Below are 16,616 nucleotides of genomic sequence, written 5' to 3' on the forward strand. Positions count from 1 at the left end.
GCGACAGGCCTGTTCGGGGGCGCTGTGAATACCTCCCTGTACGCTACTTTTTCCTTCCCTGGAAAAAGACCCCCTCCAGACCTGTCCCCGGCGCCGCTCGCCTGGGAACCATCCAGCTCGGCGCTCGGCGCTTGTAGCTTGTAGCTCCGGGCGAAGCCCGGTTCAGTGCTCCCGCGTCGGCTGGAAGCGGATGTCCGGCCAGCGCTCCTGGGTCATCTGCAGGTTGACCCGGGTCGGCGCGATGTAGGTCAGGTAGCCGCCGCCGTCGATGGCGAGGTTAGTGCTGGCCTTGCGCTTGAACTCCTCGAGCTTCTTGGCGTCGTCGCAGTAGATCCAGCGCGCGGTGTTGACGTTCACGCCCTCGTACACGGCCTCGACCTTGTACTCTTCCTTCAGGCGATGGGCGACCACGTCGAACTGCAGGGTGCCCACGGCGCCGAGGATCAGGTCGTTGTTGTCCATCGGCATGAACACCTGGGTCGCGCCCTCCTCGGAGAGCTGCTGGAGGCCCTTCTGCAGCGCCTTCATCTTCAGCGGGTCCTTGAGGCGCACGCGCTTGAAGAGCTCCGGCGCGAAGTGCGGGATGCCGGTGAAGCGCATGTCCTCGCCCTGGGTGAAGGTGTCGCCGATCTGGATGGTGCCGTGGTTGTGCAGGCCGATGATGTCGCCGGGCCACGCCTCCTCCACCTGGGAGCGATCCGAGGCCATGAAGGTCAAGGCATCGGCGATCTTGACGTCCTTGCCGATCCGCACGTGACGCATCTTCATGTTCTTCTCGTACTTGCCCGAGCAAACCCGCAGGAAGGCGATACGATCGCGGTGGTTCGGATCCATGTTGGCCTGGATCTTGAAGACGAAGCCGGTGAAGCGGCCGTCATCGGATTCGACCATGCGGGTGTCGGTCTCCCGCGGCTGGGGCGGCGGCGCATACTCGACGAAGCCGTCGAGCATCTCGCGCACCCCGAAGTTGCCCATGGCGGTACCGAAGTAGACCGGCGTCAGCTCGCCGCGGCGATAGGCCTCCAGGTCGAACTCATGTGAGGCCCCGCGCACCAGCTCGACCTCCATGCGCAGCTCCTCGGCCTGCTCCTCGCCGAGCACCTCGTCCACCTCGGGATTGTCGAGCCCCTCGATGCGCCTGTCCTCGGGGATGCGGTTGCCCTGCCCCTGGGTGTAGAGGTGAATGACGTCGTTGTAGAGGTGGTAGACGCCCCGGAAGTGCCGCCCCATGCCGATCGGCCAGGTCATGGGCGCGCACTGGATGTTAAGCACCTCCTCGACCTCGTCCATCACCTCGACGGGGTCGCGGATGTCGCGGTCCATCTTGTTGACGAAGGTGAGGATCGGCGTGGTGCGCAGGCGACACACCTCCATCAGCTTGATGGTGCGGTCCTCGACGCCCTTGGCGCCGTCGATCACCATCAGCGCCGAGTCCACCGCGGTCAGGGTGCGGTAGGTGTCCTCGGAGAAATCCTCGTGGCCCGGCGTATCGAGCAGGTTGACGATGCGCCCGCCGTAGGGGAACTGCATCACCGAGGTGGTCACGGAGATGCCCCGCTCCTGCTCCATCTTCATCCAGTCGGAGGTGGCGTGGCGGTCGTCGCGCTTGCTCTTGACGGAGCCGGCCATCTGGATGGCGTTTCCGAACAGCAGCATCTTCTCGGTGATGGTTGTCTTGCCGGCGTCGGGGTGCGAGATGATCGCGAAGGTGCGGCGCAGCGCGGCTTCATGGGCGAGGGTCGAGTTGGACATTGCGTCTCGTCACTGATGGATGCACATCCGGCCGGGTGCAGACGCCGGCCGGCGCGTGTCGGTGTCTATCGATACGTGTGGGGCGCGATTGTACCGTCAGCCGCGGGGTCTGTCGCCGGTCATGGGCGATAGGCGAATACCAAGCCGTAACAGTGGCTAATTCGCACAATGAAAGATCACGCAAACTGTTAAGATACATGGCATTGATTTCCATACACGCCATCGATGCAAGGGACCGCACCTTGGCCTTGACCGCTACCTCCCTGAACGGCGGCACCGTCGCCGTGACCACGCGCAGCCTGCTGCACCTGCCGACGCTGCGGGCCTGTCTGCCCGACGTCGCGCAGTTTCGTCTGTTTCGTTCGGGCCTCGATGTCCGGCGACCAGCCGCCATCCTGGGCTGGGGACACAAGCCCTCGTCTCGCCAGGCCCGTGATTATGCCCGACGCCAGGGCCTGCCCTACGTGGCCGTCGAGGACGGTTTCCTGCGCTCCTGGGGGCTCGGCGCACAGGGGTTCGCTCCTCACGGCCTGATTGTCGACCCTCAGGGCATCTACTACGACGCCTCTCGACCCTCGCACCTCGAGAGCCTGATCGAAACGGCCGACTTCACTCAGAAGGAGCTTGAACGCGCCCGCCAGGCCATGGCGCGGCTGCGAGACCTGCGCCTTTCCAAGTACAACCACGCACCGGATACCCCCCTGCCCCCAAGCGGCCGGCCTCGCGTGCTGGTCGTGGACCAGACCGCCGGTGACGCCTCCATCACTGGCGGGCTCGCCGGCGCGGAGGACTTCTCGCGTATGCTCGAGCGAGCCCTGGCCGAGCACCCGGAAGCCGAGATCCTCATCAAGGTGCACCCGGACGTCGTGGCCGGCAAAAAGCACGGACACCTGGATCGCGCCAGGGAACAGCAGCGCTGTCGGATCATCGGCGAGGACCTCAATCCCTGGGCGCTGTTCGATGCCGTAGACTGCGTTCACGTCGTCACCAGCCAGCTGGGCTTCGAAGCGCTGATCGCCGGCAAGCGCGTCGTCTGCCACGGCGCGCCCTTCTACGCCGGCTGGGGGCTGACCGACGATCGCCGCCCCGTGCCTCGCCGCGGCCAGCAGAGAAGCCTCGTACAGCTCTTCGCCGCCGCCTACCTGCGCTATACCCGCTACGCCAACCCCCACACGGGCGAGGCCACCACCCTCGAGGCCACCATCGATCTGATCGCCGACCAGGTGCGCCAGCAGCGACGCCTGGCCGGCGAGTGGACGACCTTTGGGCTGTCACGCTGGAAGCGCGGCTTCGTCGGCGACTTCCTCGGCGCACAGGCCAGGGTGCGTCACGCCGACCTGCCGCGGTCCCGACGAGTCTCCTCCGAAGGTCAGACGACCGTCGAGGCTCCGCAGGGGCGCAGCCTCTGCTGGGCGAGCCACGATACCGCGGTGTTACACGACCGTGGCCTCGCACCCTGGCACATGGAGGACGGCTTCGTTCGCTCGGTCGGGCTCGGGGTCGACCTGGCCCGTCCGCTCTCTCTGGTCGTTGATCGGCGCGGCATCTACTACGACGCCGAACGACCCAGCGATCTCGAACATCTGCTGGAACACGGCAAGATCGATGACGTCTTGCGTCGCCGCGCCGCCGACCTGCGCCGGCGCCTGGTGCGTCTGCGGATGTCGAAGTACAACCTCTCCGGCGGTGCCCTGCCGGCGCTGCCCAGCGATCGACGCCTACTGCTGGTGCCGGGGCAGGTGGAATCGGATGCCTCTATCGCCAGGGGCTCGCCCGATATCACTACTAACGCGGCACTGCTGTCAGCAGTACGTGCCGCCAATCCCTCGGCGTTCATCATTTACAAGCCGCATCCGGATGTCGTCAGCGGCGCGCGGGTCGGCCGACTCGAGGACGCCGCCAGGTCCCTCTACGACCTGGACGCCAGTCATGCCGATCTTACCGGCCTGCTGGACAGCGTCGACGAGGTGCACACCATGAGCTCGCTGACCGGCTTCGAGGCACTGCTCAGGGGCCGTGAGGTCGTCACCTACGGCACGCCCTTCTATGCGGGCTGGGGCCTCACCCGGGATCATCGCGCCTGTCCGCGTCGCCAGCGCCGCCTGACGCTGGACGAGCTGGTAGCCGGGGCGCTGATCCTCTACCCCCTCTATGTCGATCCAGTAAGCCGGCAGCTGTGCAATGCCGAAACGGTCGTCTCGCTACTGGAACAGGCTCGCCGTGGCGGCGGGCAGCTCGGCTGGAAGCATCGTCTCTATCGCTGGTACCGCAACGTCTTCATCGGCAGGCACTGATTTGAGTTCCCCCAAGCGCTCCTTCCTGTTTCTGCAGGGCGTCTGCTCGCCCTTCTTCCAGCGTCTGGCTCGCCGACTGGTGGCCGATGGCCACCGCGTTGCCAAGGTGCATTTCGCGGGGGGCGACATCGCCTACTGGTCCCGGCAGAGCGGACGCGCCTATCGATTCCGTGAGTCGCTGGCGGCGCTGCCGGCGTTTCTCGAGGAGATACGCCAGCGCCACGGAGTGACCGACCAGGTGCTCTTTGGCGACCAGCGCCCCATACACCGGGCCGCCATCGCCTCGGCACGCGCCGATGGCGTGCGTAGCCATGTGCTCGAGGAGGGCTATTTCCGCCCCTTCTGGATCACCCTCGAGCAAGAGGGGGTGAACGGCCATTCGCTGCTGCCCCAGAATGCCACCTGGTTTCGCGAGGTCGCACCAAGCCTGCCGGCGCTCCCGCGGCCGACGCGGTTCCGCTCGCCGTTTCGCGTGCGCGCCACCCATGATGTGCTTTATCACCTGGCGGGACTCGGCAACCCCGTCCTCTTTCCCCGCTATCGCAACCATGCGCCGGTCACGGCGCCGGTCGAGTACGCCGGCTATCTCAAGCGCTTCACCCAGCTGCGCTTCTGGAAGCCCCGGGACGCCCGGCGCATCGCGTCCCTCATCGACGAGCCACGGCCCTACTTCGTGCTGCCCCTGCAGCTCAACAGCGACGCCCAGATTCGCGATCACTCCGACTTCTCCGGCATGCCCGAGGTCATTGAGCACGTCATGGCCTCCTTCGCCCGAGGGGCGTCGAGCGACAGCCGGCTTTGCATCAAGAATCACCCGCTGGACATGGGACTGATCGACTACGCCGGCCTGATCGCCAGGCTCGAGCGCCGTTACGGGCTGGAGGGGCGGATCGTCTATCTCGAGTCGGGCGACCTCAATGCACTGTTGAAACATGCGACGGGTACGATCACCGTCAACAGCACCTCGGGCATCGTCGCCCTGGAACACGGCTGCCCGACCATCGCCCTCAGCCGCCCCATCTACCGCCTGGACGGCCTGGCCTTCAAGGGTACGCTGGACGAATTCTGGCGCCAGCCGACGCCGCCCGACCACGACCTCTTTCGCTGCTTTCACAAGACCGTCATGCACACCGTACAGCTCAACGGGGGCTTCTACTGCCGCCCCGGCATCGATCTCGCCCTGGATCACGTGACCCGCCGCCTCGAGGCCGAAGTCTCCCCCCTCGAGGCCCTGCTGTGAGGCGCGTCGCACGACCACCGGCCCGCATCCTGATCACCGGCGCCAGCGGAGCGATCGGCGCCGCCCTCGCGCAAGCCTATGCCGCCAAGGGCGTTCATCTGGTACTCCACGGGCGTAGGTTCGAGGCCCTCGAGGCGCTCGCCGAGGCGTGCCGGACCCACGGCGCCACGGTCGAGCTCTCGAGCATCGAGCTGACTGACGATGAGGCGCTGCATGCCTGGCTCGACGACCTCACGCTGCCCGACCTGGTCATCGCCAATGCGGGCCAGAACCACCATGCCGCCCAGGGCGAACTGATGGAAGAGTGGGACGCCACCCAACGGCTGCTCGCGATCAATCTGCACGTGCCGATGGCGATGGCCCAGCGGCTCGCACCGAGGATGGCCGCGCGGGGGCACGGCCAGCTCGTCTTCGTCAGCTCGCTCGCCGCGTGGCATGGCTTGCCGCTGACACCCAGCTACAGCGCCAGCAAGGCCGGCATCAAGGCCTATGCGGAGGCCCTGCGCGGCCGGTTGGCGCCTCAGGGCGTGGGCGTCAGCGTGGTCATGCCCGGTTACGTCAGCTCGCCCATGTGCACGGCCATGCCTGGCCCCAAGCCCTGGGAGCTCTCACCCGAGCTTGCCGCCCGCCGCATCGTCCGCGGCATCGCCCGCAATCGAGCCCGCATCAGCTTCCCCTTCCCGCTCAACGTCGGCTGCTGGTGGCTGGCGGTGCTACCCGCTGGCGTCTCCCAGCGCCTTCTGGCCTGGATGGGCTATGGAGGAGAGTCATGACGTCAGATCTCTGGTGGCCCTGGCTGTGCGGCCTCGGGCTCACGCTCGGGCTGGAGGCGCTGCTCCGGCCGGCCGTGGCGCGGTTCTGGCGGCGCCCCCTCGCCACTCACCTGGTGCATCTCGGCACCTGGAGCCTGGTCTACGCGCTCTTCGTGCTGGTCCTGCAGCGTCCCTGGTTTGCGATGGCGTTCATCGCCGCCCTGCTGCTCGTGGTGGTGCAGTCCAGCAACACCAAGTGGCAGACCCTGCGCGAGCCGTTCATCTACCAGGACTTCGAGTATTTCCTCGACGCCATCCGTCACCCGCGGCTCTACGTGCCCTTCTTCGGCATCGGCCTGGCGCTCGGGGCGATCACCGCCGGCGCCTTGGCCATTGGCGGCTTCCTGCTTCTGGAACCCTCCCTGCTGACTGGCGATCGTCCCGTCCACGCCTTCATCGCCCTGCTGGTCAGCCTGCCGCTCGCCGCGCTGCTGATCATGCTCGGTCTACGCCGGCTGCCTTCGTGTATCCTGGTGCCGCAGCAGGACCTGCACCGGCTAGGCCTGTTCAGCGCCCTCTGGGCCTACGGCCGGCTGGCGAGCCAGCCCCTGGCCGCTCCCACCGGCGACGCCTTTCCTCCCGCCCAACCGACGCGCCGCGCTCAGCAGGACCTGCCCCACGTCGTGGCCGTGCAGAGCGAGTCGTTCTTTGACCCGCGCGATTGGTGCCCGGCGCTCGAACACGGCGTGCTGGCAGAGTATGACGAGATGGTGTTGGAAGCCGTGGCCCACGGCCCGCTCCGGGTACCGGCCTGGGGTGCCAATACGGTGCGCACCGAGGCGGCCTTCCTGACCGGCCTCGACCAGGTAGCCCTGGGGATTCATCGCTTCAATCCCTATCACCCGCTGACCAGGCAGGGAGTGCCTTCCCTGGCCAGCCGCCTGCGCGGGCTTGGATATCGTACCGTCTGCGTGCACCCCTACCCGGCCGGCTTCTACGCTCGAGACCGGGTGATGCCGCGGCTGGGTTTCGACGACTTCATCGATATTCGCGCCTTCGATGAGACGGAACGCTGCGGCCAGTACGTCGGCGATGTCGCCGTGGCCGACAAGGTTGGCAAGCTGCTGACCGATCAGGACAATAGGCCACTTTTCGTCTTCGCGATCACCATGGAGAATCACGGTCCGCTGGATCTGGACCCGCTCGATCCAGGGCCGCCAGAGGCCTGGTTCACACCCGGAGTGACGATACCGTCGGGAGAGTGCGGGGAGCTCTTGAACTACCTCGCCCACCTGCGCAACGCGGATCGAATGACCCGCCGGCTGCGGCAGGCCCTTCGCGATGCCCCTCGCGAGGGGCTGCTCTGCTGGTATGGCGATCATGTGCCGATCATGCCCAGGGCCTACCATCGGTTCGGCCTGCCCGACGGCAGCACGACCTACACGCTGTGGTCGACGTGGCAGCGACAAGGCGCCGCTTCAGACCACGCGCCTCTCTACGCCAACCAGCTGGGACAGCGCCTGTGGCAAGCGGTGCTGGAAGGCAGGCCCGGCGCCCAAGACCAGGAAGTCACAACATCGCATCATCAGGAGCAAGCATGACCAGACGCGTGGCCCTTATCGGCGTTGCCCACCGCATGCCGGGCACCACTCCCGAGACCTTCTGGGATGACCTGCAGGCCGAGAAGGACCTGGTGACCCAGGTGGCCAGCGACCGCTGGAGCCACGAGGCCTTCCAGCACCCGGACCGTCGCCATCCCGGCACCAGCGTGACCTTCGCCGCCGGCAGCCTGGGCGACATCAGCGGCTTCGACGCGGAGTTCTTCGGCATCTCCCCCCGGGAGGCGGCGCACATGGACCCGCAGCAGCGCATGCTGCTGGAGCTGACCTGGGAGGCCATGGAGAACGCCGGCATCGCGCCGAGCCGGCTGCGCGGCAGCCGCTGCGGTGTCTATCTGGGCATTGCCAGCATGGACTATGCGTATCGCATAGCCGATGACATGGCGGTTATCGATGCGCCCACCGCTACGGGCAACACCTCGAGCATCGCCTCCAATCGCCTCTCCTACCTGTTCGATCTGCAGGGGCCGAGCATGTCGGTGGACACCGCCTGTTCCTCGGCGCTGGTGGCCTTCCACCAGGCCTGCCAGGCAATTCGCTCGGGCGAGACCCCCATGGCCCTGGCAGGCGGCATCAGCCTGCACCTGCACCCCTACGGCTTCATCATCTTCTCCAAGGCCAGCATGCTCTCATCGTCGGGGCGCTGCCGCGCCTTCGATGCCGACGGCGACGGCTACGTGCGCTCTGAGGGCGCCGGCATGTTCCTGCTCAAGGACTACGACCAGGCGGTGGCCGACGGCGACCCTATCCTGGCCGTGGTGGCCGGCTCCGCCGTCAACACCGACGGTCACAAGCAGGGCCTGACCGTGCCCAACGCCGATGCTCAGGTGGCCCTGATGCGCCAGGCCTATGCCCAAGCCGGTATCACCCCGGACGAGATCGACTACCTCGAGACCCACGGTACGGGCACCGCCGTCGGCGATCCCATCGAGACCCGCGCCATCGGCGAAGCCCTGGCACAAGGGCGCCAGCAGCCCCTGCCCATCGGCTCGGTGAAGAGCAACCTCGGCCACCTCGAGACGGCCTCCGGCGTGGCCGGCCTTGCCAAGGCGCTCTACAGCCTGCGCCATCGCGAAGTGCCGGCCACCATCGGCATTCGCCGGCTCAATCCGAAGATTCGAACAGACGAGTGGAATCTCGAGGTGGTCCGCCGGCCGCTGCCCCTCAAGGCCGAGGGGCGCCTGGTCATCGGCGTCAACTCCTTCGGCTTCGGCGGCGCCAACGCCCACGTGATCCTCGAGAGCCCCCCGACCCCACAGACTCCGGTTCAAACCGTATCCGACGCCGACCGCCCACTGCCGCTACGCGTCACTGCGCGTGGCTCAGAGGCCCTGGCCGCCTCGGCGTCGGCGCTGGCCGAGCATCTGGAGAATGCGGAGGACAGCCTCTACGGCATCGCCCATACCCTGTATCGCCACCGCGAGCACCATCGCGATGGGCTGCTGCTGTTCGCCACCCGTCGCGAGGAGGCGGCACGGCGCCTGGCCGCCTGGAGCGCGCAGGACGAGCAGAACGATGCAGGACTCGGCATCGTGCGTGGCACCCGACTCGAACAGGCCCAGGGGCCGGCCTTCGTCTATGACGGCAACGGCTGCCAGTGGGAGACCATGGGGCGCGACCTGCTGGCCAGCTCCCAGGTCTTCGCCTCGGCGGTGGACGAGGTCGATGCGCTGTTCGAGCCTCGCGCGGGTTTCTCGCTGCGCGCCGAGCTCGAGGGCCGCCATCGCGAGGACCACGACAGCGAGGATCGCTTTGCCCGTACCGAAATCGCCCAGCCGGCACTGTTCGCCGTCCAGGTAGGCATCACCCGCCTGCTGGCCGCCTACGGCATCCACCCGACGGTGGTGACCGGACATAGCGTAGGGGAAGTCGCGGCGGCCTGGGCCAGCGGCGCCCTGTCGCTGGCCGACGCGGTGCGCGTCATCCACCTGCGCAGCCACTACCAGGGGCTGACCCGCGGTCAGGGCGAGATGAGCGCCGTGGGCCTCGGGGAAGATGACGTGCTCGCTCTTCTCGAGGGTCCGGAATACGCTGAACTCTCGCTGGCCGGCACCAACAGCGCCAAGGGCACCACCGTCGCCGGACCCGCCGAGGCGCTGACACGTCTCGAGCAAGCGCTCGACGCACAGCGCATCTTCGCCAAGCGCCTCCCCCTGGACTACGCCTTCCACAGCCCGGCGATGAACCCCATCGAGAAGGATCTGGTCGCCGAGCTGGCCGGGCTCTCCCCGAAGCCGTCTCGAGTGCCCTACGTCTCCACCGTGACCGGTGCCCGTCTCGAGGGCGAGGCGCTCGGCCCCAACTACTGGTGGGACAACATTCGCCAGCCGGTTCGCTTCGAGGCGGCGATGGCCAGCGTGGTCGAGGCAGGAACCAACGTCCTGATCGAGATCGGCTCGCATCCCATCCTACGCCGCTATCTCACGGAGGCCTTGACGCAGGCGGATCAGCCGGGCCTGGTGATCGGCACCCTCGAGCGCTCGCGGAACGGGGCCGCCTGCCTGGAGCGTACCGTGGGAGAGGCGCTGCTCAGCGGCATTGCCCACGACGACACTCCGTGGTTCCCGGTGGATTCACCGCGGGTCGAGCTGCCTCGCTACCCCTGGCAGCACCGGCGTCACTGGATCCCCGGCACGGCCAGCGCCGGCGGCCTGCTCGCGCGCCACTACGAGCATCCGCTGCTCGGCTATCGCCTGGCCCAGCAGACCCTTACCTGGGAGAGCGAGCTCGATACGGGCCGCCATCCGTGGCTCGGCGATCATGTGGTCGGCGATGCCGCGATTTTCCCCGGCGCCGGCTTCGTGGAGCTTGCCCTGGCAGTCGCCACCCAGTGGCGTGCCCCGGCCCTGCTCGATATCGAAGAGCTCGAGATCCAGGCGCCGCTGATGCTTGACGGCCCGCACGGGCGCACCCTGCGCCTCGCGGTCGAGCCGACCGATGGCCGCCTCGCCGTGCGCTCGCGTGAGACCGGCAGCGACGGTGATTGGCAACTGCATGCCACCGCGCGGATCATGGAGCAAAGCCGCGGCCTGATGCTGACGCGCCGCGCCCCAACTTGCCCACGCCGGGCGCCGGACGTGACCCTACCCGACCATTTGACGGCGGCCGCGCGCCTGGGGCTCGCCTACGGGCCGGCCTTCCAGGCCATCGACCGCGCCTGGGTCGAGGGCGACGAGGTGATCGGCACCGTCTACCCGACCGAAGCCATCGAGGCGCAGCGCGACACCCTGTGGCTACATCCCGGCATCCTCGACAGCGCCTTCCAGTTGTTCCTTCCTCTCCTCGACCACCTGGAGGCCGCCCAAGACGGCCTGGCCTTCGTGCCGGTGCGGGTCGGTCGTGTGCAGTTCGATCCCGCCGCCGGTGCCCCGACCCTGGCCAGAGCAAAGCTGATCAAGCGCGCGCCCTACTCCTTCACCGCCGACTTCGAGCTCTTCGACGCCGAGGGGCGGGCCGTGGCGGTGCTCACCGAGACCCGCTTCAAGGCCCTGCGCCTGACGAAGGGCGATGAGAACGCGCTCAGCTACCTGGACGTCGCCCTGACGCCGGCCCCCCGTCGCGAAGGACGCCTCCCGGCCAGCCTGGCAGCGCTGCAGGCCGCTCTTCCCAAGCTGATAGACGGCTATGCCGACGCCACCCAACGGCGCTACGCCCAGGAGGTGGCCCCCCTGCTCGACCGCCTGGTCGAGGCCTTCGCCGAACAGGCCCTTGCCCCCGAGCTCGACGAGGGCTGGCTCAGCCAGGCTCGCTACCAGGCCCTGGCCGGACGCCACCTGCAGGCGCGGCCGCTGCTGGATCAGCTGCTGCGCCTGCTCGAGGATGCCGGTCGGCTCGAGGCCGACGACGGCGGCTGGCGACTGGCGGACACCGATACGGTCGCCCCCGAGGCCATCTGGCAACTGCTGATCCAGGACTATCCCGGCCAGGGGGCGGCCATTGCGCGCGTTGGCCGCTTCGGCTTGCACCTGCACGAGCTGCTCGCCGGCGACGCCGACGCCGAGACCATCAACCTCTCCCGCGAGGGCCTGGCGCGGTTCAACCGCGATCTGATCGGCCATGACGGCTGGCAGGCCATTGCCGCCCCGCTGGCCGCGGCGCTGATGGAAACACGCGCGGCGCTGCCCACCGGACAGCGCTTAGGCCTGCTGGAGGCCGGCGTCGGCGCCCCGATACTGGGCGAGCGCCTCGCCGAAACCCTCGACCCTGACCGCTGCGACTATCGCATCCTCGCCGTCGGCGATCAGGCCTGGCAGCAGGCCGCGGCGCTGCGCGACCGCCAGCCGCGGATCGAGCTCGAAACCCTGGAAGCCCCGTCCACGGCCGGCGCCCCGGCCGAGCTCGCCCTGGTCAGCCTGGACATCACCGATCGCGAGGGGAGCCGTCGCCTGCTCGAGGCGCTGCCCGAGCGGCTGGCGCCCGACGCCTCGCTGCTGCTGGTCGGCCTAACGCCGTCCGCCTGGCTCGATGCCCTGCTGGCCACGCCGGGCCTCGGCGACGAGGGGGAGCCTGCGGCCGGTGCCTGCGAGCGCGAGGACGTTATCGCCTGGCTCGAACGGCTCGGTGCCGAAGAAGTGTACCCGCTGCCGCTGGAGGGCGAGACCGGCGCCTACCTGGTGCATGCCCGCCTGCCCGGCGAGCCCCGAGTCGAGCCTTATGCGCTCCGTCATCGCCTGCTGGTCGCCGACGAAACGCAGCGGTCCCTGGCCCTCTCTCTGCAGGAGGCGCTGATCGCTCAGGGCGACAACGTCACCCTGCTCGATGCCCCGCCCATGGCCGAGCATTGGCAGGCGCTGCAGCACGCAGCAAGTCAAGAGGGCGCCGCGCTCGACATCCTCGATCTCGCCGCGCCCGACACCGCGCGCTGCCGCCGGGCGGCCCACTGGGCACGGCGGCTGGAGACGCCGGCCACCGAGACCACGCTCTGGCTGGTGACCCGAGGCGTGGCCGCCATGTGGACCGCGACCGACGCCGTCGCGTCCGACGACGCCGCGCTGTGGGGCTTCGGCCGCAGCCTCGCCAACGAGGCCGATGCCTTCGAGATCAAGCTGGTCGACTTGCCCGACGATGCCGACCTGCCCGAAGCCGCCGACGAGGCGATACGCCAGGCGCTCTTGCTCGAACTGGGCGCACCGGACGCCGAGAACGAGATGGTGATCGATGCCGAGGGCCGACGCTTCGCCACCCGCCTGCGCGAGTTGCCGGCGCCTGAGCAGCGCCTCGCCGAGGAAGATGGAAACGGGCCCGGGGCCATGACCCTCGGCTTCCCGCTCCCCGGCCAACTGCGTCACCTGAGTTGGATGCCCCGCCCGCTGCCTTCTCCAGCGGCGGGCGAGCTCGAGGTGCGGGTCGAGGCCACCGGCCTCAACTTCCGCGACGTCATGTACACTCTCGGCCTGCTCTCCGACGAGGCCATCGAGAACGGCTTCGCCGGCCCGACCCTGGGGCTGGAGTTCGCCGGCGTGGTGGAGCGCGTCGGGTCCGGCGTCGACGACCTCTCCCCGGGGGATGCGGTGGTCGGCTTCGGCCCGGCCAGCTTCAGCGACCGGCTGATCGCCGATCGTCAGGCCATCGCTCCGCTGCCAACGGGACTCGACTTCGCCGCGGCGGCCACCATCCCCACCACCTTCTTCACGGTCTACTACGCGCTCAAGCACCTGGCGCGCCTGGCGCCCGGCGAGCACGTGCTGATCCACGGCGCGGCCGGCGGCGTCGGCCTCGCCGCCATCCAGGTCGCCCGCTGGCTGGGCGCTGAGATCCACGCCACCGTGGGCTCCGACGAGAAGCGCGACTTCCTGCGCCTGCTCGGCGTCGAGCGCCTGCACGATTCTCGGGCCCTGACCTTCGCCGAGGAGATTCTCGCCGAGACCGACGGCCGCGGCGTCGACGTGGTGCTGAATTCGCTCGCCGGCGAGGCCATCAATCAGAACCTGAGGGTGCTGCGTCCCTTCGGCCGCTTCCTGGAGCTCGGCAAGCGCGACTTCTACGAGAACACCCATATCGGATTACGCCCCTTCCGCAACAACCTCAGCTACTTCGGCATCGATTCCGACCAGCTGATGAAGGCCTGCCCGGAGCTGACTCGCACGCTGTTCACCGAGATGATGGCGCTCTTCGAGGACGGCACCTTCACACCGCTGCCCTACACCGCCTTCGGCCATCACCAGGTCGTCGAGGCCTTCCGCTATATGCAGCAGGCCCGCCAGATCGGCAAGGTGGTGGTGACCCAGGAACACGCACTGGCAGGCTCGGCCCAGCCGGCAGCCACCACGACGCCCTCGCTGAGTCTGCGCGACGACGCCAGCTACCTGGTCACCGGCGGCCTGGGCGGCTTCGGCCTGCGCACCGCCGAGTGGCTCGCCGATCGAGGCGCCCGGCACCTGATCCTGATCGGCCGACGTGGCCTGGATGGCCCGGAGGCACGCGAGGGCGTCGCGCGCCTGCAGGCACAGGGCGTCACGGTCACGGCCGCGGCCTGCGACGTCAACGATCGCGAAGCGCTGGCGGCCCTGCTGGCTCGCTGCCGCGACGAGCTGCCGCCGCTGCGCGGCGTGGTGCATGCCGCCGCCGTCATCGAGGACGCGCTGATCCGCAACCTCGAGGACGAGCGACTCGAGCGCGTGCTGGCCCCCAAGGTGGCGGGCGCCCGCCATCTGGATGAGCTGACCCGCGACGACCCGCTGGAGCTCTTCGTGCTCTACTCCTCGGCGACCACGCTGTTCGGCAACCCCGGCCAGGCCGCCTACGTGGCCGCCAATCACTGGCTCGAGGCACTCGCGGCCGAGCGCCGCGCCCGGGGCCGGCCGGTCACCTGCGTCCGCTGGGGCGCCATCGAGGACGCCGGCTTCCTGGCACGCCACACCCGCACGCGGGAGGCGCTTCAGGAACGCCTCGGCGGCTCGGCCCTGCGCGCCGAGGCCGCCCTGGACGTGCTCGAGGCGATGCTCGAAGCATCACGCGAAGGGCAGACTCCTAGCCTCGGCGTGCTCGAGCTGGAGTGGTCCGCCCTGGCCCGCTTCCTGCCCACGGCAGCGGCGCCGCGATTCAGCGAGATCGCCGGCGCCGCGAGCGGCGACGACCACCAGGACGAGGCCGGACAGGACATCGCCCGGCTGATCGCCGAGCTCACGCCGGAAGAACTCCACGCCACGGTGACCGAGCTGCTCAAGGCGGAGCTGGCCAGCATCCTGATGATCGAGGAGGAGAAGATCGACGTGCACCGCTCGGTCTACGACATGGGCTTCGACTCGCTGATGGGGGTGGAGCTGATGACGGCCATCGAGGCCCGCCTGGGCGTGCGTGTCCCGGTGATGGTGCTCAGCGAGGCCTCGACCCTCGATCGGCTCGCCGCCGTGCTGATCGAGCGCCTGAGCCGAGACGACGCCCCGGACGATGACGACGAGCTGGCAGCCCTGGCCGCTCGGCATGGCGCCGAGACACCCAGCGATCACGATACGCCCACGAGCCAGGAGGCGATTTCCTGATGAGCCGCACACGCCACACATCGGATCTCAAGCAGCAGCTCCTCGGGGAGGCTCGGGGTCGACGGCGCACGCGTCCCGCCGCCCCTCCGTCCAGGGACGAAGCCCCCGGCGCGCCACCGAGCACCACCGGCGTCCCTGAGCACCTGACCCGCTTCGACCAGCACCCCGGCTACCAGCAGCTGAGCATGATGCGCGAGGGTGCTCGGCGGCTCGGCCTGACCGATCCGTTCTTCAAACGCCACGACGGCAACGCCGGAGCAACCACGACGATCCAGGGGCGTGAGTACCTGAACTTCGCCAGCTATAACTACCTCGGCTTCTCCGGCGATCCCCGCGTCAACCGCGCCGCCCAGGACGCCCTGGAGCGCTACGGCAGCTCGGTCTCCGCCAGTCGGATCGTCTCCGGAGAAAGGCCGATTCATGGCGAACTCGAGGCGGCTCTCGCCGAGGCCTACGGCGTGGATGACGCCGTGGCCTTCGTCAGCGGTCACGCCACCAACGTCTCGACCCTCGGCTACCTGCTCGGCCCGCGCGACCTGGTCCTTCACGACGCCTACGTGCACAACAGCGCCCTGGTCGGGGCGCAGCTCTCCGGCGCCCAGCGCATGGCCTTCGCCCACAACGATCCGGCGGCGCTGGAGGACCTGCTGAGCCGTCACCGTCACCGGTTCGAGCGGGTGATGATCGTCATCGAAGGGCTCTACAGCATGGACGGCGACCTGCCAGACTTGCCGCGCTTCGTCGAGATCAAGCGTCGCCACCAGGCCTGGCTGATGGTGGACGAAGCGCACTCCTTCGGCGTGCTGGGCGAACGTGGCCTGGGCCTGCGCGAACACTTCGACGTGCCTGCCAGCGACGTGGATATCTGGATGGGCACCCTGAGCAAGACGCTCGCGGGATGCGGCGGCTTCATTGCCGGCTGCCAGGCGCTGGTAGACACCCTCCGCTACCTGGCGCCAGGGTTTCTCTACAGCGTGGGCATGCCCGCCCAGGTGGCCGCGCCCTCGCTTGCGGCCCTGGCGTTGATGCGCGAGGAGCCCGAGCGCGCCAGGCGGCTGCGCGAGATCTCGCGGTACTTCCTCGACCGGGCGCGGGACAGGGGACTCGACACCGGCGAGAGCATCGGCGCCGCGGTGGTGCCGGTCATCCTCGGCAGCTCACCGCTCGCCGCAAGCGTCTCCCATGCGCTGTTCGAGCGGGGCATCAACGTGCAGCCGATCCTGCATCCCGCCGTGCCGGAGAAGAGCGCGCGGCTGCGTTTCTTCCTCTCCTGCGATCATACCGAGGCCGATATCGACTGCACCCTCGACGAGTTGACAGCCATCCTGGCCGCCCACCCCTGACAGCAAGCTCGGCGCCGGAGCATCGCAAACGTACGCTGCTCCGGCACCGGACACCCGCTTGGTCACTTAAGTACTATATATCTCATAACAATTAATGAGATAACGGAACAGAAACTGCGGCGTTTCCGGCTGGTC

General features: G+C 68.5%; 7 protein-coding genes. 6 read left to right on the forward strand and 1 reads right to left on the reverse strand.

Annotated elements, in window-relative coordinates:
• Positions 1-162 precede the first annotated feature (162 nt).
• Positions 163-1,752: a peptide chain release factor 3 gene (gene prfC, locus FIU83_RS08645; RefSeq protein ID WP_152483679.1), complete on the reverse strand. Its 1,590-nt coding sequence runs from the start codon at positions 1,750-1,752 to the stop codon at positions 163-165.
• 248 nt (positions 1,753-2,000) lie between these two features.
• Between prfC and FIU83_RS08650 the strand changes: the two genes are divergently transcribed.
• The 6 genes from FIU83_RS08650 to FIU83_RS08675 are packed head-to-tail and all read left to right on the forward strand — an operon-like array spanning position 2,001 to position 16,481.
• A complete protein-coding gene (locus FIU83_RS08650; protein ID WP_253939574.1) occupies positions 2,001-4,046 on the forward strand; it encodes a capsular polysaccharide biosynthesis protein in 2,046 nt (681 codons plus the stop codon).
• 1 nt (position 4,047) lies between these two features.
• A complete protein-coding gene (locus FIU83_RS08655; protein WP_253939575.1) occupies positions 4,048-5,286 on the forward strand; it encodes a capsule biosynthesis protein in 1,239 nt (412 codons plus the stop codon).
• The gene (locus tag FIU83_RS08660) at positions 5,283-6,059 is read left to right on the forward strand and encodes an SDR family oxidoreductase (RefSeq protein ID WP_152483682.1); all 777 of its coding nucleotides are present in this window, start codon (positions 5,283-5,285) and stop codon (positions 6,057-6,059) included. The genes FIU83_RS08655 and FIU83_RS08660 overlap by 4 nt, the downstream gene beginning before the upstream one ends.
• Complete coding sequence (locus tag FIU83_RS08665; RefSeq protein WP_152483683.1) at positions 6,056-7,639, forward strand: LTA synthase family protein; 1,584 nt, start codon at positions 6,056-6,058, stop codon at positions 7,637-7,639. The genes FIU83_RS08660 and FIU83_RS08665 overlap by 4 nt, the downstream gene beginning before the upstream one ends.
• Positions 7,636-15,138 (forward strand): type I polyketide synthase, encoded by a 7,503-nt coding sequence (locus FIU83_RS08670; RefSeq protein ID WP_152483684.1) that lies wholly within the window; start codon positions 7,636-7,638, stop codon positions 15,136-15,138. The genes FIU83_RS08665 and FIU83_RS08670 overlap by 4 nt, the downstream gene beginning before the upstream one ends.
• Entirely contained in the window at positions 15,138-16,481 is a 1,344-nt protein-coding gene (locus FIU83_RS08675) for an aminotransferase class I/II-fold pyridoxal phosphate-dependent enzyme (protein ID WP_152483685.1), read from the forward strand. Before FIU83_RS08670 ends, FIU83_RS08675 begins: the two co-directional genes overlap by 1 nt.
• Positions 16,482-16,616 lie beyond the last annotated feature (135 nt).

Source organism: Halomonas sp. THAF5a, from assembly GCF_009363755.1.
Classification (GTDB): Bacteria; Pseudomonadota; Gammaproteobacteria; order Pseudomonadales; family Halomonadaceae; genus Halomonas.

What these genes read in the sequence shown, in the direction of transcription:
- prfC (WP_152483679.1), bottom strand. Translation starts at nt 1,752, where the DNA reads ATGTCCAACTCGACCCTCGCCCATGAAGCCGCGCTGCGCCGCACCTTC.
- FIU83_RS08665 (WP_152483683.1), top strand. Translation starts at nt 6,056, where the DNA reads ATGACGTCAGATCTCTGGTGGCCCTGGCTGTGCGGCCTCGGGCTCACG.
- FIU83_RS08670 (WP_152483684.1), top strand. Translation starts at nt 7,636, where the DNA reads ATGACCAGACGCGTGGCCCTTATCGGCGTTGCCCACCGCATGCCGGGC.
- FIU83_RS08675 (WP_152483685.1), top strand. Translation starts at nt 15,138, where the DNA reads ATGAGCCGCACACGCCACACATCGGATCTCAAGCAGCAGCTCCTCGGG.